The sequence below is a fragment of the Amycolatopsis sp. NPDC049159 genome (assembly GCF_040648295.1).
Taxonomy (GTDB): domain Bacteria; phylum Actinomycetota; class Actinomycetes; order Mycobacteriales; family Pseudonocardiaceae; genus Amycolatopsis; species Amycolatopsis pretoriensis_A.
Genome location: NZ_JBEZDL010000038.1, coordinates 19,425 through 41,573, shown reverse-complemented (window position 1 = coordinate 41,573; position 22,149 = coordinate 19,425). Strand labels below are relative to the sequence as shown.

General features: G+C 72.1%; 23 protein-coding genes and 1 pseudogene. 14 read left to right on the top strand and 10 right to left on the bottom strand.

Annotated features, from left to right (window positions below):
• The first annotated feature begins 71 nt into the window (after positions 1–71).
• Positions 72–1,081: pseudogene (locus AB0B33_RS43840) on the top strand (IS481 family transposase).
• Here the strand turns inward: AB0B33_RS43840 and AB0B33_RS43835 are convergent.
• Genes AB0B33_RS43835 through AB0B33_RS43825 form a run of 3 tightly spaced genes read right to left on the bottom strand, consistent with a single transcriptional unit; the run spans position 1,078 to position 2,356 of the window.
• Positions 1,078–1,467 carry an NUDIX domain-containing protein gene (locus tag AB0B33_RS43835; protein WP_360783311.1) on the bottom strand — a complete coding sequence of 130 codons (390 nt, stop codon included), beginning with the start codon at positions 1,465–1,467 and terminating at the stop codon, positions 1,078–1,080. The pseudogene AB0B33_RS43840 and the gene AB0B33_RS43835 overlap by 4 nt on opposite strands.
• Positions 1,464–1,856, bottom strand: coding sequence for an NUDIX domain-containing protein (locus tag AB0B33_RS43830; protein ID WP_360783308.1), 393 nt, complete (start codon positions 1,854–1,856; stop codon positions 1,464–1,466). Before AB0B33_RS43830 ends, AB0B33_RS43835 begins: the two co-directional genes overlap by 4 nt.
• Positions 1,853–2,356, bottom strand: a complete 504-nt coding sequence (locus AB0B33_RS43825) for an isochorismatase family protein (protein WP_360783305.1) — start codon at positions 2,354–2,356, stop codon at positions 1,853–1,855. Before AB0B33_RS43825 ends, AB0B33_RS43830 begins: the two co-directional genes overlap by 4 nt.
• Positions 2,357–2,385: 29 nt before the next feature.
• On the opposite strand from AB0B33_RS43825, the gene AB0B33_RS43820 reads away from it, so the two are divergent.
• The gene (locus AB0B33_RS43820) at positions 2,386–3,105 is read left to right on the top strand and encodes an SDR family oxidoreductase (RefSeq protein WP_360783302.1); all 720 of its coding nucleotides are present in this window, start codon (positions 2,386–2,388) and stop codon (positions 3,103–3,105) included.
• Positions 3,106–3,282: 177 nt separating this feature from the next.
• On the opposite strand, the gene AB0B33_RS43815 is transcribed toward AB0B33_RS43820, so the two are convergent.
• The gene (locus AB0B33_RS43815) at positions 3,283–3,567 is read right to left on the bottom strand and encodes a hypothetical protein (RefSeq protein ID WP_360783299.1); all 285 of its coding nucleotides are present in this window, start codon (positions 3,565–3,567) and stop codon (positions 3,283–3,285) included.
• A gap of 295 nt (positions 3,568–3,862) precedes the next feature.
• Here AB0B33_RS43815 and AB0B33_RS43810 point away from each other — a divergent pair, with 295 nt between their 5' ends.
• The gene (locus AB0B33_RS43810; RefSeq protein ID WP_360783298.1) at positions 3,863–4,759 is read left to right on the top strand and encodes a hypothetical protein; all 897 of its coding nucleotides are present in this window, start codon (positions 3,863–3,865) and stop codon (positions 4,757–4,759) included.
• On the opposite strand, the gene AB0B33_RS43805 is transcribed toward AB0B33_RS43810, so the two are convergent.
• From AB0B33_RS43805 to AB0B33_RS43790, 4 genes are read right to left on the bottom strand one after another with little or no spacing between them, the layout of a single operon-like run.
• Positions 4,746–5,927: a PQQ-dependent sugar dehydrogenase gene (locus AB0B33_RS43805; protein WP_360783296.1), complete on the bottom strand. Its 1,182-nt coding sequence runs from the start codon at positions 5,925–5,927 to the stop codon at positions 4,746–4,748. The two genes, AB0B33_RS43810 and AB0B33_RS43805, sit on opposite strands and share 14 nt — an antisense overlap.
• 16 nt (positions 5,928–5,943) lie before the next feature.
• Positions 5,944–6,789 (bottom strand): alpha/beta fold hydrolase, encoded by an 846-nt coding sequence (locus AB0B33_RS43800; RefSeq protein WP_360783293.1) that lies wholly within the window; start codon positions 6,787–6,789, stop codon positions 5,944–5,946.
• Between the two features lie 46 nt (positions 6,790–6,835).
• Positions 6,836–7,492, bottom strand: a complete 657-nt coding sequence (locus tag AB0B33_RS43795) for a response regulator transcription factor (protein ID WP_247018323.1) — start codon at positions 7,490–7,492, stop codon at positions 6,836–6,838.
• On the bottom strand, positions 7,489–8,607 hold the full coding sequence (locus AB0B33_RS43790; protein WP_360783289.1) for a histidine kinase: 1,119 nt from the start codon (positions 8,605–8,607) through the stop codon (positions 7,489–7,491). The genes AB0B33_RS43795 and AB0B33_RS43790 overlap by 4 nt, the downstream gene beginning before the upstream one ends.
• Before the next feature lie 132 nt (positions 8,608–8,739).
• Here AB0B33_RS43790 and AB0B33_RS43785 point away from each other — a divergent pair, with 132 nt between their 5' ends.
• Positions 8,740–9,336 carry a methyltransferase domain-containing protein gene (locus AB0B33_RS43785; RefSeq protein WP_360783286.1) on the top strand — a complete coding sequence of 199 codons (597 nt, stop codon included), beginning with the start codon at positions 8,740–8,742 and terminating at the stop codon, positions 9,334–9,336.
• Positions 9,308–9,796, top strand: a complete 489-nt coding sequence (locus AB0B33_RS43780; RefSeq protein WP_360783283.1) for a DedA family protein — start codon at positions 9,308–9,310, stop codon at positions 9,794–9,796. The genes AB0B33_RS43785 and AB0B33_RS43780 overlap by 29 nt, the downstream gene beginning before the upstream one ends.
• Here AB0B33_RS43780 and AB0B33_RS43775 read toward each other — a convergent pair.
• Positions 9,772–10,545: a helix-turn-helix transcriptional regulator gene (locus AB0B33_RS43775; protein ID WP_247018330.1), complete on the bottom strand. Its 774-nt coding sequence runs from the start codon at positions 10,543–10,545 to the stop codon at positions 9,772–9,774. The genes AB0B33_RS43780 and AB0B33_RS43775 overlap by 25 nt on opposite strands.
• A 75-nt stretch (positions 10,546–10,620) precedes the next feature.
• On the opposite strand from AB0B33_RS43775, the gene AB0B33_RS43770 reads away from it, so the two are divergent.
• Both AB0B33_RS43770 and mfd read left to right on the top strand, forming a co-directional pair.
• Entirely contained in the window at positions 10,621–11,544 is a 924-nt protein-coding gene (locus AB0B33_RS43770) for an LLM class flavin-dependent oxidoreductase (protein WP_360783280.1), read from the top strand.
• Positions 11,545–11,596: 52 nt separating this feature from the next.
• Complete coding sequence (gene mfd / locus AB0B33_RS43765; protein WP_360783381.1) at positions 11,597–15,151, top strand: transcription-repair coupling factor; 3,555 nt, start codon at positions 11,597–11,599, stop codon at positions 15,149–15,151.
• A 278-nt stretch (positions 15,152–15,429) separates the two neighbouring features.
• Here mfd and AB0B33_RS43760 read toward each other — a convergent pair whose 3' ends face one another.
• On the bottom strand, positions 15,430–15,837 hold the full coding sequence (locus tag AB0B33_RS43760; protein WP_360783278.1) for a hypothetical protein: 408 nt from the start codon (positions 15,835–15,837) through the stop codon (positions 15,430–15,432).
• Between the two features lie 76 nt (positions 15,838–15,913).
• Between AB0B33_RS43760 and AB0B33_RS43755 the strand changes: the two genes are divergently transcribed.
• From AB0B33_RS43755 to AB0B33_RS43725, 7 genes are read left to right on the top strand one after another with little or no spacing between them, the layout of a single operon-like run.
• On the top strand, positions 15,914–16,960 hold the full coding sequence (locus AB0B33_RS43755; RefSeq protein ID WP_360783275.1) for a hypothetical protein: 1,047 nt from the start codon (positions 15,914–15,916) through the stop codon (positions 16,958–16,960).
• Positions 16,957–17,889: a MazG family protein gene (locus tag AB0B33_RS43750; protein ID WP_360783272.1), complete on the top strand. Its 933-nt coding sequence runs from the start codon at positions 16,957–16,959 to the stop codon at positions 17,887–17,889. The genes AB0B33_RS43755 and AB0B33_RS43750 overlap by 4 nt, the downstream gene beginning before the upstream one ends.
• Positions 17,890–17,943: 54 nt before the next feature.
• Positions 17,944–18,501: an RNA polymerase sigma factor gene (locus AB0B33_RS43745; RefSeq protein ID WP_360783269.1), complete on the top strand. Its 558-nt coding sequence runs from the start codon at positions 17,944–17,946 to the stop codon at positions 18,499–18,501.
• Positions 18,498–19,286, top strand: coding sequence for a zf-HC2 domain-containing protein (locus tag AB0B33_RS43740; protein ID WP_360783266.1), 789 nt, complete (start codon positions 18,498–18,500; stop codon positions 19,284–19,286). Before AB0B33_RS43745 ends, AB0B33_RS43740 begins: the two co-directional genes overlap by 4 nt.
• A gap of 10 nt (positions 19,287–19,296) precedes the next feature.
• The gene (locus AB0B33_RS43735; RefSeq protein ID WP_360783263.1) at positions 19,297–20,100 is read left to right on the top strand and encodes an ABC transporter ATP-binding protein; all 804 of its coding nucleotides are present in this window, start codon (positions 19,297–19,299) and stop codon (positions 20,098–20,100) included.
• Entirely contained in the window at positions 20,100–21,458 is a 1,359-nt protein-coding gene (locus tag AB0B33_RS43730) for a hypothetical protein (RefSeq protein WP_360783260.1), read from the top strand. The genes AB0B33_RS43735 and AB0B33_RS43730 overlap by 1 nt, the downstream gene beginning before the upstream one ends.
• Complete coding sequence (locus tag AB0B33_RS43725; RefSeq protein ID WP_360783257.1) at positions 21,455–22,018, top strand: hypothetical protein; 564 nt, start codon at positions 21,455–21,457, stop codon at positions 22,016–22,018. Before AB0B33_RS43730 ends, AB0B33_RS43725 begins: the two co-directional genes overlap by 4 nt.
• The last annotated feature ends 131 nt before the right edge of the window (positions 22,019–22,149 follow it).

The window sequence follows — 22,149 nt, the reverse complement described above, 5'->3', positions numbered from 1 at the left end:
GTCCCGAGCTGAGGTGACCCGGTGACGGCCTGTCGTGCAGACAGGTGAAGGCCTCCGGTTGTGAAGTGGAGCTGTCTAGGAACCGCTCCACCCGTCCGGAGGCCTTCGCGTCCCACCCTAATGCCACTCTGACCCCACGCACCCGGCTACGACTGGCCCGCCTGATCGTCGAAGAGGGCTGGACCTGCACCGCGGCGGCGAAGATCTTCATGGTCGCCGCCAGGACCGCCCGCAAGTGGGCCGATCGCTACCGCGCCGAAGGTGTGGCCGGGATGGCCGACCGCAGCCCGACCAAGACCTCACCCGCGCTCGTGCGCCGAATCGTGCGGATGAGGTGGCGGCAGCGGCTGGGCCCGATCCAGATCGCCGGACGGCTTGGCCTGCAGGCCTCGACCGTGCATGCGGTGCTGGTGCGGTGCCGGATCAACCGGTTCTCCCGCATCGACCGGGTCACCGGTGAACCGCTGCGCCGCTACGAGCACGCTTATCCCGGCTCGCTGATCCATGTCGATGTCACCAAGTTCGGCAACATCCCCGACGGCGGCGGCCACCGGTTCGTCGGCCGCGCCCAGGGCGACCGCAACCGAGCCGCGACACCGGGCAAGCCCCGCAACGCCTACCGCAACCCCAAGATCGGGACCGCGTTCGTGCACACCGTGCTCGACGACCACTCCCGCGTCGCCTACGCCGAAATCCACGCCGACGAAACCGCCGCCATCGCCATCGCCATCGCGGTACTGCGCCGGGCGGTGGCCTGGTTCGCGGCGTCAGCGTCGAACGGGTGCTATCGGACAACGGCTCGGCTTACCGGTCCCATGCCTGGCGCGACACCTGCGCCGATCTGGGGATCACGCCGAAACGGCCCCGGCCTCACCGGCCGCAGACCAACGCTAAGATCGAGCGTTTCCACCACACTCTGAGTGAGGGATGGGCTTACGCCCGTTTCTACTCGTCCGAGACCTTGCGCCGGGCCGCGTTACCGGGGTGGCTGCACTTCTGCAATCGTCACCGACCCCACAGCTCAACCGGCGGCAAGCCGCCGGTCACCCGGCTGACCAACCTCCCTGGACATCACAGCTAGCTGAGCTCGCCGGTTTCGTGCAGGTGATCGAAGATGATCTTGTCCACGGCCGAGACCCGGTCCCGGTCGGCGTAGGTCAGCCAGGCGACTTCTTCGATCTCGCTGCTCGCTTCGAGCGTTCCCCGGTAATCCGCGGTGTAGCAGGTCATCCGGACGGGGATGCCGGCGTGGCCGTGCGCCTCCGCCTCGAAGACGCCTGCCGGGGCGATCGACTCGGGGGTGATCGCCACGTCGAGTTCCTCGTGGATCTCGCGGATGAGCGTCTCGGTGTCCGACTCGCCGGGCTCGCGCTTGCCGCCCGGGAGGTAGTACACGTCCTTGCCGCGGGAGCGCGTGCTGAGGATCCGGCCGTCCACCGGGTGGAGCCAGGCGATCTTGTCGATCACCGCAGCTCGCCGTTGTCGTGCAGGTGGTCGAAGATCAGCTGGGCGACCAGGGAAACCCGCGGGCGGTCCGCGTGGGTGAGCCACGCGATCTCCTCGATCTCGCTGCTCGCCTTGAGCGTTCCGCGGTACTCCGCCGTGTAGGCCGTCGTCCGGACCACCGTGCCCGCCGCTTTGCCGTGCGCCTGGCCTTCGAACGTGCCCGCCGGCGCGATCGACTCCGGCGTGATCTCCACGTCCAGCTCTTCGCGGATCTCGCGGACGAGCGTCTCGGCATCCGATTCGCCGGGCTCGCGCTTGCCACCCGGGAGGTAGAACTTGTCCCTGCCCTTCGAGCGCGCGGCCAGGACCTTGCCGTCCGCCAGGTGCACCCACGCGACCTTGTCGATCACGACAGGGCCGCCAGCGCCTCGTCCGTCGTCACGACCGTGCCGAGGCGCGGGAAGATCTTCGTGAGCGCGTTCTCGTGCGAGATTTCGGAAAGCGCTGTCATCGCGTCGGAGACCGCCACCGTGTCGTAGTCGTGGTCGGAAGCCGCGCGCAGGGTCGACTCGACGCCGAACTCCGTCGCGATGCCGCCGAAGTACACCGTGCGGACGCCCTTGCCGCGCAGGAACTCGTCCAGGTCGGTGCCGGCGAAGCCGCCGATCGTGTACTTCGTGACGATCTTGTCGTCCTGCGCGTCGAAGACCAGTTCGTTGCCCGGCGGGTTGTCCGGCCGGGACACCTGCACGACCACCACCGGCGCGCCCGCCCCGCGGAAGGCGTCCCGCAGGCGCAGCGCGTTCGCGACGACGTCTTCGCCGCGGTACGGCGTGGTCGGCAACGCGACGATCCGCTCCTGCAGGTCGACGAGCACGAGTGCGGACGTGGCCGGATCGATCTTGGTCATGCCCCGATCCTAGGCACTAGGGTCGGGGCATGGGGAACAACAGGGAAGTCGTGGTGACCGGCGGCGGCACGGGTATCGGCTACGCGGTGGCGGCCGCGTTCGCCGGCGAGCGCGTCACGATCACCGGCCGCCGCGAACAGGTGCTCACCGAAGCCGCGACGCTGCTGGGCGCGCGGCCCGTCGTGTTCGACGCCGCCGACCCCGCGGCCGTCGAAGCCGCACTGGCGGAGTTGCCGGAGCGCGTCGACGTGCTCGTCAACAACGCCGGCGGCAACACGGACTTCCTCGACACCGGCGGCGAAGGGCTGGCCGGCTTCGCGGCCGCGTTCGAGCGGAACCTCCGGTCCAATGTGGTCAGTGCGGCCCTGGTGACGCACGCGTTGCGCGAGCGTTTCGCCGACGGCGCCCGGATCGTGACGATCGGCTCGATCGCCGCCCACACCGGCGCGGGCTCGTACGGCGCCGCGAAGGCCGCGGTCGAGGGCTGGAACGTGGGCGTGGCCAGGGAGTTCGGGGCGCGCGGGATCACCGCGAACGTCGTCGCGCCCGGGTTGGTCGGGGACACGGAGTTCTTCCACGGGCAGCTCAGCGACCGCCGTCGCGAGTGGCTGGTCGGCAACACGATGAACAAGCGGCCGGGCACGCCGGAAGACGTGGCGGCGGTGGTGGCGTTTCTGGCGAGCCCCGCCGCCGGGCACGTCACCGGCCAGGTGGTGCACGTCAACGGCGGGGCTCACCTGGGCAACTGAAGGCTTCCGGGCCCCGGCCGGAGCCGGGGATCGTGGCTGGAGGCCGGTCCCCGATCGCCAGGTCGGCGATGGCGCCCGGGGACCGGCGCGGTGCTGCCGCGGGAACGCTATCTTCGGACCGCGTCCAACACTCGTCGGGGGCGGGCGAAAACTCTTGGTACGAACCATGTTCCGCGTTCAAGCGCCGGGGCGACAGTGTCCCGGGCACCGGCTCGGTGTGTTTTTTCCATGATCACGCGGCGGGATCCGCAGCAGCTTGTCGAGGGTGCGGGCGGCGGAACGCCGGGTCGATCGCTTCGGGGCGAACACCGTGGCGAGAGCGACGACGGCGACGACCGACAGCACCGCGACGAGCACACCGGCACCCAGGAGGAGCACCAGCCGGTCACCGGCCATCGCGGCGACGGTGCCCGACACGACCACGTGCCGGGCGACTCCCCGACGTGCGTCCGCTGACTTCATGGAGACAGTCAGCCAGACGCGCCGGAGTTTTTCCGGGGGAACTTCGCGGGGTTCTAAAGTGGGTGTCATGGTCCGGAGTGGTCCGAGCGTCGCCGACCGTGCGCTGCTCGGCGAGCTGGCCGCACGGGGGTTGCGGGTGTCGCCGGCCCAGCTCGAGCGCTGGCGGGCACGTGGTCTGCTGCCCCGCAACGAACGCCGTGGTCGCGGACGTGGGCCCGGAGCGACTTCAACTGTCCGAACGGGGGCGCTCGAGGCCGCAGAAGCGCTGGCCAGGCGTACCCGGCAAGGGCGGGACGTGCGATTCGCCGTGGTGGACTGGTTCGCCGACGCCGGGCGCCCCGCGCTGAACGGGACACCGGTACCGGAACCCCCGGACGACGCGGTGCGGGACGCGCTGACCTGGGTTCTCGAAGGAGATCCGTTCTATTCGCTGCTCCGGGGTGCTCGCTCGGCGAGGACCGACGAGGACCGGGACGAGGTGTACCGGGTCATCGACGACTTCGTCGAGAGGCACGGCGCGTTGGAGCGCCCCCTTGACCCGGCGCTGGTGCGCAGCGCGCTCCTCGCGGGGGACGACCTTCCCGACGGTGCGGGGACGCCCGACGAGCTGCGCTCGGCGACGATCCAGCTCACCGCGGCGACCGCCTGGGGGATGGACGAGCTCGGTTCGGACCTGTACTTCGCGGTGTTCGCCCGTCTCTTTTCGGCCGAGACGATTTCGGCGGATTCGTTGGCGGAACTGTTCGAATCGCCTTCGGGCGGTGCGAACCTGAAGGCGGCGATGCGCGCGATCGCGAGCCACGATCCGGTCGAGGCGGTGCGTCGGGCAACCGCCGATGAGCTTCGCGCGGCTCGGACGGTCTCCGGCCTGCTGAACGGCTTCGGCGCCTTTTACTTCTTCCACGCCTTGCAGATGCCGGATACGCCGGGGCTGGCCCGGTTGCGCGCGGAGATCGACGCGCTGGGCATGCGTGATCTGTTGCTCACGCGGGCGGCCCACGCGTTGCGCACGCGGGGCTATGCGACAGGTGTCGTTTCTTGTCTCGACCGCTCCATGGCGAACCTGGCCGGGCATCTTCTCCGGCTGGTCAAGGAGGGCCCTCATCTGCTGGGCCGTCCGGACACCGAGCACGACGCCCACGCCTACATGGCGGAGTGGATCTCCGCTGTCGACGGGCTCAGGCGGGCGTGACCTTCAGCAGCTTGTCGTCCGTTCCGTCCGAAGTCGTCACGTACAGCGCGCCGTCCGGGCCGCTTCGGGCGGCTCGGAGGCGGCCGAACTTGTCGTCGAACTCCGGGGGGAGGGTTACGTCCAGGACCTTGCCCGCCGGGTCCAAGTGGTACAGCAGGAGCTTCTGGCCCTTCAGCGCCACCACGACCAGGGCGCCGTCGTTCTTGCCCCACTGGGGGCCGGTCAGGAAGGCGTTGCCGCTGATGGCCTCGGTGATCTTGCCGGAGGTCCACAGTGGACTTACGGCGTCCGGGAAGCGCTTGAGGTCCGTCATCGGGACGCTCTCGTCGTAGCTCGAGTCCGTGCCGCCCTTGGACGGGTCCCAGCCGTAGTTGGCGCCCGGCTTGAGGAGGTTGACCTCGTCGTCGAAGGTCGGGCCGTGCTCGGCTGTGATGACCTGGCCGCTGCCCGGGCGGATCGCCACGCCCTGGACGTTGCGGTGGCCGTAGGTGTAGATCAGCCGCTCGTGCGGGTCGGTCGACGTGATGAACGGGTTGTCCGGCAACGGGCTGCCGGTCTTCGCGTCCAGTCGCAGGACCTTGCCGCCGAGGGAGTGGCGGTCCTGGGCGATCGACGCGCGGGCGGTGTCGCCCGTGCCGACCAGCAGGGCGCCGTCCGGGGCGAACGTCGGGCGGCAGCCGGAGTGGCGGCCGCTCGGGTTCACCGGCAAGCCGGTCAGCAGGTTCTTCACCTTGGTCGCGCTCGCGCCGTCGTCGGCCAGCTTCCACGTGACCAGCCGGATGTCGACGGCCTTGCCGCCCTCCTGGTGGTCCTGGCACGTGATGAACTCGCGGCTGGTCGCGAAGTCGGGGCTGACGACCATGCCGAGCAGCCCGCCTTCGCCCTCGACCAGGACGTCGGAGAAGTCGGCGCGGACTTCCGTCGCCGTTCCGCCGCGGACCAGCGCGAGCTTGCCGGGCCGCTGCGGCACGAGGATGCCGCCGTCGGGCAGGAACCCGATGTCCCAGCCGTGCTCGAGCCCGGCCGTCACCGTCTCGACCTTGAACTTCCCGCTCGTGGCCGCCGGGGTCGCCGCGGGCGGGACGCTCTGGACCGGCTCGCTCGCCGCCCCCGTACAGCCCGCGACCAGCACGGACACGACACCGATGAGACCCAGCACACGCCGCATAGGGTTCATCCTGCCATCAACCGGTGAAATCACCGTTCGCCACCGCGCGCGTGAGGAACTCCAGGTCGCGCGCGTCCGGGAGGTAGTGCCCCGCGCCCGGCGGCAGGTCGACCTCGGCGCCGGCCGCCTCGAGCCGCCGTTTCGTCGTCGCGGAGTCGACCATGGCGTCGGCCGCCCCGGCGACCGCGTACACGGGCATGGTCAGCCGGCCCAGCGCCGCGTCGCCGAAGACCGGGAACGGCCCGGTGCGGTACCGGTAGTTCGCCGCCACGAGCAGCTGGTGCTCGACGATCGGCGACGACTCCGGCTCGCCCAGCGCCCCCGCCACGGACCTCCGCCGCCCCTTCTCACCCAGCAGCCCCAGCAGCACGGCCTTGACGACGAAGCCCTTCTTCATCGGGCCCAGCCCGATCGGGCACCGCAGCGCCAGCGCCGTGACACGCGCGGGCCGCCGGATCGCGTAGTCGAGCGCGAGCCAGCCGCCGAACGACGACGTCAGGAAAGCCGACCGGGCCACCGCGAAGTGGTCGAGCACCGCGTCCAGCCACGCCGCGTACCGGTCACCCTCGAGCGGTGGCCGCGCCTCGGCACTCAGCCCCGGCTCGCCGATGACGTCGACCGCGTACACCCGGAACGCCCCGGCCAGCTCCGGCATCCGCTCGGCCCACTCCGCCGAGTTGCTCCCGGAGCCGTGCAGCAGCACCAGCGGCGGTGCGCTCTCCGGGCCGGACACCAGGACGAACGTCTCGCCCGCCGGCGTCGGCACCCGCACTTCCTCGTGGGGGACGGGCCAGGCCCGCAGGGCGCCGAGGTAACGCTCCCTGAGCAGGCGCGCACCGGCGTCACTCTTGTAGATCGTCATGCAAACTACTCTAAACTACCCTACAAGTGAGTTGGATAGGGAACGATCAGGAACCTGGGCGTACCAGTCCGGACTCGTAGGCGAACACCACCGCGTGCACCCGGTCGCGCAGCCGCAGCTTGCCGAGGATCCGCCCGACGTGCGTTTTCACCGTCGTCTCGCCGATGTAGAGCTTCGCGGCGATCTCGCCGTTAGAGAGCCCGCGCGCGATGAGCCCCAGCACGTCCTTCTCGCGGTCGGTCAGCGCGCCGAGCCGGGCGGTGTCCACTGGGTCGCGCTCGTCGGCGAGGTACCGGTCGAGCAGCCGCCGCGTGACCGACGGCGACACCATCGAGTCACCCCGCAGCACCCCGCGGATCGCCACGAGCATCTCTTCCGACGGCGCGTCCTTCACCAGGAACCCGCTGGCCCCGCCGCGCAACGCCGCGTACGCGTACTCGTCGAGGTCGAAGGTCGTGATGATCAGGACGCGCACTTCCGGCAGCTCGGCGCAGATCCGCGCGGTTGCCGCGACGCCGTCGAGCACCGGCATCCGGACGTCCATCAGCACCAGGTCGGGCCGCAGCTCCCGGGCCATGGCGACGGCCTCCTCGCCGTTGGCCGCCTCGCCCGCGACGACGAGGTCGTCCTGGCTTTCGACGATCATCCGCAGCCCGACGCGGACCAGCTGCTGGTCGTCGCAGAGCAGGATCCGGGTGGTCACGGCCCGACCACCAGGCTCGCGCACACGCGGTACCCGCCGTCGGGAAGCGGCCCGGTGGTCAGTTCGCCGTGGTACATCTCGACGCGCTGGCGCATCCCGGCCAGCCCGTGCCCGGACGACGGCAGGGCGGGGGCCGGCGACGCGCGGCCGCCGGTGTTCGTCACCTCGATCCGGACCCGCGGTGGCTCGAAGGCGACGCGGACGTGGCCCGTCGCGTCGGCCGGGGCGTGCTTGATCATGTTGGTCAGTGCCTCCTGGACGATCCGGTACGCCTGCAGCGCGGCACTCGCGGGCAGCTCGCCCGGGTCGCCGGTGACGTCGAGCGCGACGTCCCGCCCGGACTGCCCGACGAGCTCGCGCAGTTCGTCGAGCGTCGGCTGCGGACTGCGTGCCGCCTGGCCGGCGTGCAGGACTTCGAGCAGCCGCCGCAGTTCGGCCAGCGCGTCCCGGCCGGTGTGGACGATCGTGTCGAGCGTGCGGTCGACGACCGCGGGATCGCGGTGCCGGGCGAGCTTCGCGCCTTCGGCGTTCAGCACGATCACGCTCATGCTGTGCGCGACGACGTCGTGGAGCTCGCGCGCGATCCGGGTGCGCTCCTCCGCGACCGCGGCCCGCGACTGGGCTTCGCCGCGTTTCTCCTCCTCCGCGGTCAGCTGTTCCTTGGCGCGGAAGAACTCCCCGAGCGCCCACGCCGCGATGTGCAGCGGCCAGATGCCGATGATGGTGATGGTCGGGTTGTCGGTGTAGGTACCCCAGAGGAAGCCCCACTCCCAGCCGAGCGCGAAGACCGCGACGGCGATCACCGCCGCGAACCGCCGGTCGCCCAGCTTCACGAGGTTGAACAGCACGACCGCCATGGCCAGTTCGGTGCGGCCGCGGTCGTACGCCCAGATCTCGTTGAGGTACACGCACGCGGCCCCGGCGACGATCAGCACCGCGGCCGTGCGCGGGAACCGCCGCCGCACGACCACCGGGAGCACGAAGACCATCGAGAGCGCGCGGACCGCCCAGGGGGTGTCCCCGGCCCAGTTCGGCGCGAGGAACAGGAACACCGCGTACAGCGGGAGATCCACTGTCCACCGGTGTCCGCGCACCCACTTCACGAGTCGTTCCACGCCACCGAACGTAACGCGGCGACCGGGCCCGCGTCGTCATCACTTCGGTCCGACCGGGTCCTCCCGAAGGAGGACACGACCGGTCGATCCGGCGGATTCGCGGCCACCCCCGCCGTTCCTAGCGTCGGGACCATGTCGATCACCAGTGAATTCCTCCGCCACCCGCTGCTGACGGGCGCGATCGCGCCCAGCTCGCCGCGCCTGGCGGAACCGATGACGGCGGGCCTCGGCCTGGAACGCGCGACGCGGGTCGCCGAGCTGGGCCCGGGCACCGGCGTCTTCACCGAAGCGGTCCTCGCGCTGCTCCGCCCCGAAGCGCGCCTGACCGCCGTCGAGATCAACCCGCGTTTCGCCGACGCGCTCCGCCAACGCTTTCCGCAGGTCGACGTCGTCACCGGCTCGGCGGAGCACCTCGAGCCCGACGGCGTCGACGTCATCGTCTCCGGGCTGCCGTGGACGGCCATGACCGCGGCCCGGCAGCAGCGCATCCTCGACGCGGTCGTCGCGGCACTGGCCCCGGCCGGCCGGTTCACGACGTTCGCGTACGCCCACGCGGCCTGGACCCCGCCCGCGCGCCGCTTCGCCGCTTCACTGCGAAGCCGTTTCGCCGTCGTGGAACGGACTTCGGTGGTCTGGGGCAACCTGCCGCCCGCGTTCGTCTACCGCGCGGCGCTCCCGGTCGCGGTGGGGAGGGCCCGGCGTGGACAGCCTGCTGCGGCCGCTGCTTGACGCACCCCCGGCGGTCGTCTACCTGGTCTGCGCGCTGGTGATCGCCGCGGAAACCGCGCTGCTGCCGGGAATCGTGCTGCCGACGCTGTCGACGTTGCTGCTGATGGGTTTCCTCGCCGAGCGCGGCACGCTCGACTTCGGGCTCGCGCTGGCGGTGGCGGTCGCGGCGGCCGTCCTCGGCGACCAGCTCGCCTACTTCGAAGGACGGCACTGGGGGCCGCGGCTCGCGCGGCGCGTCGGCCGGGAGCGGTGGGACCGCGCGGAGTCGGTGCTCGCGCGGTACGGCGTCCCGGCGGTGATCGCCGGCCGCTGCCTGGTGGGGCTGCGGACGCTGGTGCCGCGCGTCGCGGGCTCGGCGGCGATGCCGTACCGCCGGTTCGCGGCGGGCAGCGTGGCGGCGGCGGTGCTGTGGGCGGGCGCGGAACTGCTGATCGGTCACACGACGGCGCTGGTCCTCTGAAGCCGTTCCGCGGTCTCGGCGTCCGCGGGCAGGAAGGTCTCCAGCTTCAGCTCCGACACCGTCACGTCCGCCGCCGTCGCGAACGTGGTGATCGCCGTGATCAGCCGCAGCTCGCCGGCGGAACTGGCCAGCCGGACCGGCACCGCGAACCCCAGGTGCTCCGGGCCCGGCGCGGTCGACGGCGGCAGGTAGCCCTCCAGCTCGGCGAGCTGGGCGGCCAGCCGCTCGTCCGGGATGCGGGCGAGGTCGTTGCGGAGGCGCTCGAGGATGTGCCGCGCCCAGTCGTCGAGGTTGCGCACGCGCGGCGCCATCCCACGCGGGTGCAGCGCGAGCCGCAGCGTGTCGACCGGTTCTTCGAGCAGTTCCGGCGCGACACCCTCGGTGAGCAGCGTGAAGGCGTCGTTCTTCGCGACGAGCACGCCGTAGCGGTCGACGACGATCGCGGGGTAGGGGCGGTGGCCGTCGAGCAGCCGCCGCAGCCCGTCGAGCACCGGCCGGATCGCCGGGTCGCCGAGCCGCGTCTCGGGGTACGTCGGGGCGTAACCGGCGGCGTGGAGCAGGCCGTTGCGCTCGCGCAGCGGCAGTTCGAGGGACTCGGCGACGCGCAGCACCATGCCGCGGCCGGGCACCGACCGCCCGCTTTCCATGAAGCTCACGTGCCGCTGCGTCGTGCCCGCGCGCAACGCCAGGTCGAGCTGGCTGAGCCGCCGCCGCGTGCGCCAGTCCTTGAGCGCCGTTCCGAAGTCCACGGGCCCATCCTGCTCGTCCGGTCCATTCCTCGCGGGGAATTGAGGGCATACCCCTTTTTCCGCGACGCTTCGGCCATGACGAAATACGGCCTGGTCGTGCCGACCTACCAGCCCATCCTCGACGCCGGGCGGACCGCGCCCGAGCTGGTCGGCGTCGCCGTCGAAGCGGAACGCCTCGGCCTCGACTCGGTGTGGGTGGGCGACACCCTCGCGCGGGCGCCGCTGGACGCGTTCACCATGCTGAGCGCCTTCGCCGCCCGGACTTCCCGGGTGACACTGGGGACGTCCGCGCTGCTCCCGGCGTTGCGGGACCCGGTGCTCTCGGCGAACCAGCTGCTGTCGCTCGACCTGCTCAGCGGCGGCCGGCTCACGGTGGCGGCCGGCGCGGGGTTCGCCGGGCGCAGCGAGCCGGAGTTCGCGTTCGTGGGGGTGCCGTGGGAGCGGCGGCGGGCCCGCCTGGACGACATCGTGGGCCTGTGGCGGGCGGCGTGGCGCGGCGAATCGTCGTTCCACGGCGAGGTCCTGCACTACGACTCCCTGCCCGCGTTCCCCTCGCCGGCGCGGGACGGCGGCCCGCCGGTGTGGCTGGCCGCGTACACGCCGGGGGCGCTGGAGCGGGTCGGCCGGCTCTACGACGGCTGGCTGCCGTACCCGCCGGATCCCGCGGACTACGTGTCCGGCCTGGCCCGGATCCGCGCGCGGGCGACACGCGCGGTGACGCCCGCGTTGTTCGCGACGGTCCTGGTCGAGGACGATCCCGTGCGGGGCCGCGAGCTGCTGGAGGAGTACTGCCTGCGCAACTACGGGATGCCCGCCGACTTCGTCCAGGGCATCCAGATGCAGGTGACCGGGAGCGCCGCGGAGGTCGCTTCGCGGCTGCGGGAGTACGAAGGCGCGGAGCACGTTCTGCTGCGGATCGCGAGCACCGACCCGAAGGTGTTCGACGAGCAGCTGAGCAGGGTCGCGGAGGTGGCGGAACTGCTGCGCGACCAGCGGTGACCGGAAACTTGTCGGGGGTGGCACGTAGGCTGGGATCGTGACCGAAGCTCCATTGTCCGGACTCCTCACCGCCATCCTTCCCGACCCGGCACTGCGCGGCGTGGTCGAGCGCGCCGGCGCGCCGCTGCTCGAACTGCAGGGCCCGATCGCCGCCCGGCAGCTCGTCGCGGCCGCCCTCGCGGCGGACGACGGCGCGGGCAAACCCGTGCTCGCCGTGACCGCCACCGGCCGCGAGGCCGACGAGCTGACCGCGTCCCTCGGCGCGCTGCTGGGCAAGCACCGCGTCACCGACTTCCCGAGCTGGGAGACCCTTCCGCACGAGCGGCTCTCGCCCCGCGCGGACACCGTCGGGCGCCGCCTGGAGGTGCTGCGCCGGCTCAAGACGGGGGACGACTCCCTCCGCGTGGTCGTCGCGACCGTCCGCAGCCTGATCCAGCCGATGGCGCCCGGCCTCGGCTCGCTCGAGCCGATCGACCTCGTCGTCGGCGAAGAGGAGCCGTTCGAGGAGCTCCTCGAACGGCTCGTCGAACTGGCGTACACCCGCGTCGACATGGTCGAGAAGCGCGGCGAGTTCGCCGTCCGCGGCGGCATCCTCGACCTGTTCGGCCCGACCGCGCAGCACCCCGTCCGCGTCGAGTTCTGGGGCGACGAGGTCAGTGAGATCCGCGCGTTCGCCGTCTCCGACCAGCGGTCGCTGCCCGGCGAGATCCCGCGCGTCACCGCGCCCCCGTGCCGCGAGCTGCTGCTCACCGCGCCGGTCCGGGAGAAGGCCGCGGAGCTGGCGAAGACGTACGAAGCGGACGCGCACCTGGCCGAAATGCTCACCAAGCTGGCCGACGGCATCCCGGTCGAGGGCATGGAGGCGCTCATCCCGGTCCTCTGCGAAGGCGAGCTCGAGCTGCTCACCGACGCGATGCCGGTCGGCGCGCACGTGCTGCTCACCGACCCGGAGAAGATCCGCGCCCGCGCCGCCGACCTCGTCCGCACCGGCCAGGAGTTCCTCGAAGCGTCCTGGACGACGGCCGCGGCGGGCGGCCAGGCCCCGATCGACCTCGGCGCGTCCGCCTACCGCGGGCTCGGCGAGATCGCGTCCCACGCGCAGGACACCAAACGCGCCTGGTGGACGCTGACCCAGCTGACCACCGAAGACCCGGACGTCCTGCGGGTGTCCGTCGAAGCGGCGCCCGCTTACCGCGGCGAGCTCGAGCGCGCGATGACGGACCTGCGCGCCCACACGGCGGCGGGCGGCACGGCGGTGCTCGTCGTCGCCGGCCAGGGCACCGCGGCGCGCGCGGTCGAGCAGCTCTCGGGCGCGGACGTCCCGGCGACGCTGGCCGGCGACGGTCTCACCGGGATGCCCGCGGCGGGCCTGGTCACGGTCACCTGCGGCGGCCTGACGGACGGCTTCGTCTCGCCGGAGCGCGCACTGGTCGTGCTCACCGAGGCGGACCTGACCGGCCGCGGGTCCGGCGCCGGAACGTCCACAAAGGACCTCACCAGCAAGATGCCGTCCCGGCGGCGCAACGCGGTGGACCCGCTGGCGCTCAAGAACGGCGACTACGTCGTGCACGAGCAGCACGGCATCGGCCGGTTCGTCGAGATGGTGCAGCGCACGGTCGCCGGCGCGACCCGCGAGTACCTGCTGCTGGAGTACGGGTCGTCCAAGCGCGGGCACCCGGGCGACCGGCTGTTCGTGCCGACCGACCAGCTCGACGAGGTGTCCAAGTACGTCGGCGGCGAGCTGCCCACGCTGAACAAGCTCGGCGGCTCCGACTGGAAGAACACCAAGGCCCGGGCCAAGAAGGCGGTCAAGGAGATCGCCGCCGAGCTGGTCCAGCTCTACGCCGCGCGCCAGGCCGCGCCCGGGCACGCGTTCGGCCCGGACACGCCGTGGCAGGGCGAGCTCGAGGACGCCTTCCCGTTCACCGAAACCAACGACCAGCTCGCCGCGATCGACGAGGTCAAGTCGGACATGGAACGCGGCGTCCCGATGGACCGCGTCATCTGCGGCGACGTCGGCTACGGCAAGACGGAGATCGCCGTGCGCGCGGCGTTCAAGGCGGTGCAGGACGGCAAGCAGGTCGCCGTGCTCGTGCCGACGACCCTGCTCGCGCAGCAGCACCTGAACACCTTCCACGAGCGCATGCGCTCGTTCCCGGTGACGATCAAGGGCCTGTCCCGGTTCACGAACAAGACCGAGTCGGACCTCATCCTGGAGCAGCTCGCCGCCGGCGAGGTCGACATCGTGATCGGCACGCACCGCCTGCTGCAGACGGGCATCCGGTACAAGGACCTCGGCCTCGTGATCGTCGACGAGGAGCAGCGTTTCGGTGTGGAGCACAAGGAACACATCAAGGCGCTGCGCACGCACGTCGACGTGCTGACGATGTCCGCGACCCCGATCCCGAGGACGCTGGAGATGTCGCTGGCCGGCATCCGCGAGATGTCGACGATCCTCACCCCGCCCGAGGACCGGCACCCGATCCTGACGTACGTCGGCTCGTACGACGACAAGCAGGTCGGCGCGGCGATCCGCCGTGAGCTGCTGCGCGACGGCCAGGTGTTCTACGTCCACAACCGCGTCTCGTCGATCGAGAAGGCCGCGCGGCACATCCGGGAGCTGGTGCCGGAGGCGCGCGTCGTCACCGCGCACGGGCAGATGAACGAGGACAAGCTCGAAAAGATCATCCAGGGCTTCTGGGAAAACGAGTACGACGTCCTGGTGTGCACCACGATCGTCGAGACCGGGCTCGACATCTCGAACGCGAACACGCTGCTCGTCGAACGCGGCGATCTGCTCGGACTGGCGCAGCTGCACCAGTTGCGCGGCCGCGTCGGGCGCGGGCGCGAGCGCGGGTACGCGTACTTCCTGTACCCGCCGGAGGCCCCGCTGACGGAGACCGCGCACGACCGGCTGGCGACGATCGCGCAGAACACCGAGCTGGGCGCGGGTATGGCGGTCGCGATGAAGGACCTCGAGATCCGCGGCGCGGGCAACATCCTCGGCGCGGAGCAGTCCGGGCACATCGCGGGGGTCGGGTTCGACCTGTACGTGCGGTTGGTCGGCGAAGCGGTCGACGCGTTCCGGCGCCACGCGGGCGCGGAGCCGGCGGAGGACGAGGAACTCGCGGAGGTCCGCGTCGACCTCCCGATCGACGCGCACATCCCGCACGACTACGTCCCGGGCGAGCGCCTGCGGCTGGAGGCGTACCGCAAGATCGCGGCGGCGCCGGACACCGAGGGCCTCGACGCGGTGCGCGAAGAGCTGATCGACCGCTACGGCCAGCCGCCCGCCCCGGTGAACCGGCTGCTGTCGGTGGCGCGCTTCCGGCACACGTGCCGCGAGGCGGGCGTGACGGAGGTGGCGGTCCAGGGGAACACGGTCCGGTTCGCGCCGTTGCCGCTGGCCGATTCGCAGATGGTCCGCCTGAAGCGGCTGTACCCGAAGGCGGTGTACAAGGCGGTGACGAACACGGTGTCGGTGCCCAAGCCGACGGAGGGCCCGGCGGGCGGCCGGATCGGCGCGCCGACGCTGCGGGACGAGGAACTGCTGGACTGGTGCGCGAAGCTGCTGGGACAGCTGACGAAGAAGCCGGCGACGGTCTAGGGAGGCGCGGCTTTCGGGGGATTTGCGGTGCGGTGCCCGGGGTCGCTGCTTGCTCGGGTGGCCGGCGGCGCCCGGGCGCTTGCGCTCCCGGACCGCGCGCGGCGGGTTGCGGGCGGCGGCGGGGTTGCGGGCGGCGGCGGTGCCGCGGGTTGCGCATGGCGGCGGGGCTGTGGTGCAAGGGCGGTGGTGTGCCGGCGCGCGTGCGGGCGGCGGCGCTCCGACTCAAGCCGTGAAGGCCACCTCGAGGAAGCACGAGGTGGCCTTCACGGCTTCAAAGCTCAGCCGACTTCGCTGAACATCGGCGGGTGTGCCTCCGCCAGTCCCATCCGCACCTGTTCCACCGGTACCGGCACCGCGCCGGCTCCCGTCATCGGCAGTGGCCTGGGTTTCCTCGGCATTCGCGAGCCCGAACCCCCGCCGCGTCCCGGGTACACCAGCAGGCCCCGGGTCGGATCCGGCACCGCGTCGAGCGCCGCCGTCACCACCGGCAGGGCGCGGAACGCGTCCCGCCGTTCTTCGTTCCCGAACTCGATTTCGAGCACCACACCCCACCGGTGCTCGTGCCACACCCACTGCTCGGCGCCGTTCGTCAGCGCCGCTTCGGCGAGTGCGTCACCGTAGGCGAGCCGCCACTTCGTGGCCGTGTGCTCACCGTCGAAGACTTCGATGGTCAGCCAATGGTCCATAAGTCGACATTACGGCCGCCGTCACCCCATGGGTGTTGCGGTTCGGCACCGATGGTGTGAGAGGGTATGCGTTGTGATGCGGATCATGGGGCGCCCTCGCGCGCTGGTCGCGGTCGTTGCCGGTGCACTTCTGCTCGCCGGGTGCGGTTCGGGCCCCAGCCAGGTCGGCAGCGCCGTCATCGTCGGCGACCGGTCGGTGTCGATCGACAGCGTCCAGTCGATGATCGACCAGGCCGTCCGCGAACACCCGTACGCGAAGAAGCTCGCCGGTGAGCACAAGCTCGACGTGCTGGGCCGCGAGATCGTCCGGCAGACCGTGCTCCACGAGCTGACCCTGCGCGCCACCAAGCAGGAAAACCTCGTCGCCGACCAGGCGAAGATCGCCGGGCTGGCCGCGCAGGTGACGCCCGCGCCGGTCACCGACACCGGGCAGGGCGACCAGGTCGCCGTCACGCAGATCGTCTCGAAGCTGCGTGACGCGAACGAGGTCGCGAGCGACGTCGTCCTGGAGCAGCAGCTCGCGCAGAAGTCGCTGGCGAAGCTGTCCGTCGGCGCGGACTACGTCGGCATCAGCGCCTCCTCGGACACCGACCAGGCCGCCCGCACCCGCGCTTTCGACCTCGCGAAGGAGTTCGCCGCCGACCCGGGCAAGGTGGCGGCCACCGTGCAGCAGGCGCAGCAGGACGCCCAGCAGGCGCAGCAGGCCCAGCAGACCGGGATGCCGGCCCCGCCGAGCGTGTACTCCGCCGGCCAGACCGCCGAACTCTTCGGTGCCGCGCAGTACCCCGGTCTCGCGCAGACCGCGCTCTTCGGCTCCGAAAAGAACAGCGTCGTCGTCTTCCAGGCGCAGAAGCCGCAGAGCGCGGACTGGTTCGTCTTCGTCATCCGCGCCCGCGGCACCGACAAGGCCGTGCCCGCCGACCAGGAAGCGCAGAAGCCGACCGACGCGCAGCTGACCTCGATCGGCACCCGACTGCTGCAGCCCTACCTCGGGCAGAGCGGCCTGCGCGTCAACCCGCGCTACGGCGTGTGGGATGTTGTGGGCATGAACCTCGTGCCGAACTCCGACGCCACCCAGGGCATCGTGCTGCCCGTGCGCGGTGCCGCACCCGCGCAGCAGTGACCACGGGTGTCGTCGTGGTCGTCCGCGGGACGACGCTTCCCGGCGCGGCACTGAAGATCCTGCGTGAATCGAACGCCGTCTACGCGGCCACGGACGTCGACCCCGCGGCGTTCGGGGTCCCGGCCGTCACCGAAGCGCCTTCGCTGCGGGACGTCGTGCTGCTCGCCGGGTCCCGGGACGAGCCCGCCGCGTCGCTGCTGATCGCGACGGGCGCGACCGTCATCGAGACGCCGGTGCCGCCGCTGGTCGAGGCCGCCGACGTGATGGACCGGCTCCGTTCGCCGGGCGGCTGCCCGTGGGACGCGGTCCAGACGCACGAATCGCTGCGGCAGTACCTGGTCGAGGAGACCTACGAACTGCTCGACGCCATCGAGGACGGCGACCGCGAAGCGCTGCGCGAGGAACTCGGCGACGTCCTCCTGCAGGTGCTGTTCCACGCGCGCGTCGCGGCCGAGGACCCGGCCGACCCGTTCGGCATCGACGACGTCGCCGCCGCGCTGGTCGCGAAGCTCGTCGGGCGGCACCCGCACGTGTTCGCCGACGCGGACAAGGTGCACACGGTCGAGCACCAGAACCTCAAGTGGGAAGAGCTGAAGCAGCGCGAGAAGCAGCGCAAGTCCATTGTGGACGGCGTGGCGCTCGGCCAGCCCGCGGTCGCGCTGGCGGGCAAGCTGGGGCAGCGCTCCGGGCGGGCGGGCATCCCGCTCGACCTCTTCCCCGAAGGCTCGGCCACCGCCGCCCAGCTGTTCCGCATCGCGGCCACCGCGCGCCGCGCGGGCGTCGACCCCGAAGGCGAGTTGCGGGCGCTGGCGAAGCAGTTCGCGCTGGACGTCCGGGGCGCCGAGCAGGCCGCCCGCGACGCCGGGCTGGAGCCGACGACCCTCGAAGCCGACGGCTGGCGGAAGTTCTGGCCCAGCCGTCCGGTGTGACGCAGCACACATCCGGGTGAGAACCGTTTCCGAGCACCGGGCGTCTTGCCCGGTGTGAGACACCTGCCACTGGACAGCGCGGACGAGGAGCACCTCGTCCGGCGCACGGCCAAGGGCGACCGCGCGGCGTTCGAGGAGCTCTACCGCCGCACGTCGCCCTGGCTCGCCGTGCGCCTGCGCCGCCGGTGCGCCGACGACCAGATCGTCGCCGAGGTCATGCAGGAGACGTACCTGGCGGTCTGGCGCGCGGCGGGTTCGTTCGCCGGGGCCGTCACCGGCGGGAGCGCGGTCGGCTGGGTGTGGACGATCGCGGCGCGCCGGCTGGTCGACGCCTTCCGCCGGCGCGCGCACCACGCGCAACCACCGCCGGAGATCGCGTTGGACTGCGCGCCGGTGGCGGCGGCCGAGGACGAGGCACTGGCGGTGGCGCTCGGCGACGAGATCGGCGACGCGCTGCGCGACCTCGCGCCCGAGCTGCGGGCGGTCCTGCAGGCGATGGTGCTCGACGGGCTGACCGTCCGCGAGACCGCCGTCCTGCTGGGACTACCGGAAGGAACCGTCAAGACCCGGGCCCGGCGGGCGCGGATCGCGATGCGGGAGGCACTGTCATGAACCACGCGCCGGACCGGCTCATCGCCGCGTACGCGACGGGCGGCGACCTCCCGGGTGACCTGCTGTGGGGCGTCGAAGCCCACCTCGAGGACTGCCGGGTGTGCCGGGCGCGGCTCGCCGAGGTGGCGCCCGTGCGGCCGGTGGTGGACGTCGTCTGGAACCGGCTCGCGCCCCAGCTCGAGGTCCGGCCGCCGGCCGAGCCGCGGCGGTGGCGGTGGCTCGACACCTGGGTCACGCCGGCGATGGCGCCGTGGCTGGCGATGATCGCGGCGGTCTGCCTGGTCGCGGTGCTGCTCGACGGCGTCTGGCACGCGGTGCTCGACGTGACGGCGGTGCAGCTCTTCGCGCCGGTGCTGCCCGTGCTCGGGGTCGCGGCGTCGTGGGCGCGGGGGCTCGACCCGGCGTACGAGGTCGTCACCGCGACGCCGCGGGCGGGGCTGTACCTGATCGTCCGGCGGACGGTGGCGGTGCTCGCCGTCGTGCTGCCGGTGCTCGGCGTCGCCGGCCGGCTGACCGGCACCGGGCCGGCGTTCTGGCTGCTGCCGAGCCTGGCGTTCACCACCGGCACGCTCGCGCTCGGCGGCGTGATCGGCGTCAGCCGGGCGGCGTACGCGCTGATCGCGGTGTGGGTGGCGATCGTCGTGCTGCCCGCGTTCGTCCAGCGGGGACAAGCGTTTGCGCTCACCACCGGCGCGCTGCCGGTGTGGGCGGGGATCTTCGCGCTGACCACGGTGGCCGTCGTCCTGCACAGGGCGGCGTACACCCGGCTCGGCGCGCACCACTAGGGAGGAAGACATGCGGGCAGTGGGGGCCGCCGAGGTCGCACCGGCGACCTACGCCTGGGAAATCCGGGCGCAGGGACTGAAGGTGCGGGTGGGGCGGCGGAAGATGGCCGTGGACGGGCTGGACCTGTCCCTCGGCAAGGGCGTGCACGGCTTGCTCGGGCCCAACGGCGCGGGCAAGACGACGCTGATCAGGGCACTGGCGACGGTGCTGCGGCCGGCGGCGGGCAGCCTGACGCTGCTCGGCACGCAAGCCGGCGGCCACGCCGGCCAGCGCGGCCTGCGCCGCCGGATCGGTTACCTGCCGCAGAACTTCGGCTACTACAAGCGGTTCACGGTCCGGGAGTTCGTCGAATACCTGGCCTGGCTCAAGGAGATGTCCAAAGAGGACATCCCGGGCGCGGTCCAGCGCGCGATCGAGCGCGTCGGCTTGGCCGACCGCGCCGACGACCGCATGAAAACCCTGTCCGGCGGCATGGTCCGGCGGGTGGGGATCGCGCAGGCGATCGTCAACGACCCGGACATCCTCCTGCTCGACGAGCCGACCGCGGGCCTCGACCCGGCGCAGCGCGTGCGGTTCCGGGAGCTGGTGCAGGAACTCGGCCGGGATTCGTGCGTGCTGATCTCGACGCACCTGGTGGAAGACGTCGCGACGGCGTGCACCGACGTCGTGCTGTTCGCCGAGGGGAAGCTGGTGTTCCAGGGCACCCCGGGCGAACTGGCCGAAGCGGGGACGCCGGAGCACGTCGGCGACAGCCCGATCGAGCGCGGCTATTCGGCGCTGCTGAACCACGAACCTGGCAAGGGTGCGTGGTGATGATCCTCCGCACCGAACTCCGGCGCTCCATCGCGCCCTGGGCCGGGCTGGCGCTCGTCGTCGTCGCGCTCGGGTTCCTCTTCCTGCTCTCCGGTCCGTGGTGGAAAGCGCCCGCGTCGTGGACCGCGCACAGCACCACCGCCGCGTTGTGGCTGCGGTTCCTGCTGGTCTTCCTCTGGCCCATCGTCGTCGGGGCCGGAGCCATCCAAGGCATGCGCGACAGCCGCTCCGGCGTGGTCGAGCTGCTCGCCACGACATCGCGTCCCGGGTGGCAGCGGGCGGCCCGGCTGGCCGGGGCCGTCGGCGGGCTGAGCGTGGCCGGTTACCTGGTCGTGTTCGCCGTGGGGGCCGTCGAAATCCTCGCGCACGGCGGGTTCTTCTCCCTCGGCTTCCTGCCGGTGCTGCTCGTCGGGTCGCTCGGGGTCCTCGCGGGCAGCTGGCTCGGGCTGGCGGTCGGGCGGCTGCTGCCGCACCCGCTGGCCGCGCCCGGGGCGGCCGTGCTGGCGTTCGTCCTGACGGTCCTCTGCTGGATGTCGCTCGAGAGCGGGCTGGAGCCGGTGCTCCCCACCCGGGTGGGACCGCTGGCGCCGTCGCTCGCGGAGCCGCGCGGGGAGATGGTGACGACCACCGTGGCGCTCGACCTCGGGCAGGGCGGGTGGTTCCTCGGGCTGGCCGTGACCTCGTTCCTGCTGCTGTCCGCGCGCTCCGTGCGGGCGCGACTGCTCGGCCTGCTGCCGCTGGTCGCCGGGGCCGCCGTCGCGTTGCCGTTGTTCCCGGCGGTGCCCGCCGACGCGCTCACCACCGACAGCGTTGCCGGCCGGAAGGTCTGCGACGGGCCGATCTGCGTGTCCGAACTGCACCGGGATCGGCTGGCCGCGTTGCGGGGACCCGGTCGCGAAGCGCTCGCGATGCTGGCGAAACTGCCCGATCCGCCCGCCCGGATCGAAGAGCAGGTCCGGCCGCCCTCGGTCACCGGGCCGGCTCCGCGCGATCCCCACGTCGTCTACCTGGACTTCCAGCGCAACGACCTCCTGCTCACGGCGGGCGCGGACGACCTGCGGCTGGCCGTGCTGACCGGCGCCGGCGTGCCCAGCTGCGAGCCGCCGAGCCACAGCAGCGTGCCGGACCAGGCCGCCCGTGCGATCGGCGCGGCGTACTTCACCGGAAAGCTGGAACCGCTGCCCGAATTCACGCGGAACTGGTTCAAGCGGGAATTCGGGGCGATCGAACAGGTGTGGAACCAGTTCCGCGCCCTGCCACCGGACGTCCAGGCCACTCGGATCGTCGCGCTGCGGCAGGCGCTGCTGACCTGCCGGGGCGAACCGCTCGACGTGCTCGTCCCCGGGGCCCTCCGATGAGGTGGGCGGTGCTGTACGCCCGCTCGCGCCGGCTTCCGGCGGCGACGGCCGCCCTGCTGGTGGTGACGTCGGGGGTGTGGTTCCTGGGGCGCGGCTCCTGGAACCCGATCCTGGTGGTCCTGACGCTGACGGCGGGCATCGCGGTGGCGGCGATCGGCCTGAGCGGGCAGGACGCGGACCTCGACCGGGTGGCGGCGCTGCCGTGGCCGCGGCGGCGGTTCGCGCACCTCGCGCTGATCGGCGTGGCCGCCGGGGCGCTGGTGCTCGGCGTGCAGGAGCTGGGCCCGTCGGCGATCGACGCGGCGATCGTCACCCGGGACGCGGCGGGCCTGGCCGGCCTGGCGGGGCTGGCCGCCACGGTCGCGGGCGGGCAGTTCGGCTGGACGCTCCCGCTGCTCTGGTGCGCGATCAGCCCGTTCGTCCCGCCGGCGGACTCCACGGCGATCCGCGTCACGGCCTGGCTGCTGCAACCCGCCGGGACACCCGCGGCCACCTGGACGGCGGTAGTGCTCGCGGTCACCGGTGCGGTGGCATACACGGGCTGGGGAGGGCGTCGCTGAAGGACCCCGGAAGAGTGAATGAGGGAAAACCAACTCCCTCCATGTTAAACGTATATCGCATTGGGGGGCTTGCCGCAAGACCCCCGTCGTGCCGCAAAATCGTCGCCCTGAGCCGGAAAATCCCGGCTCAG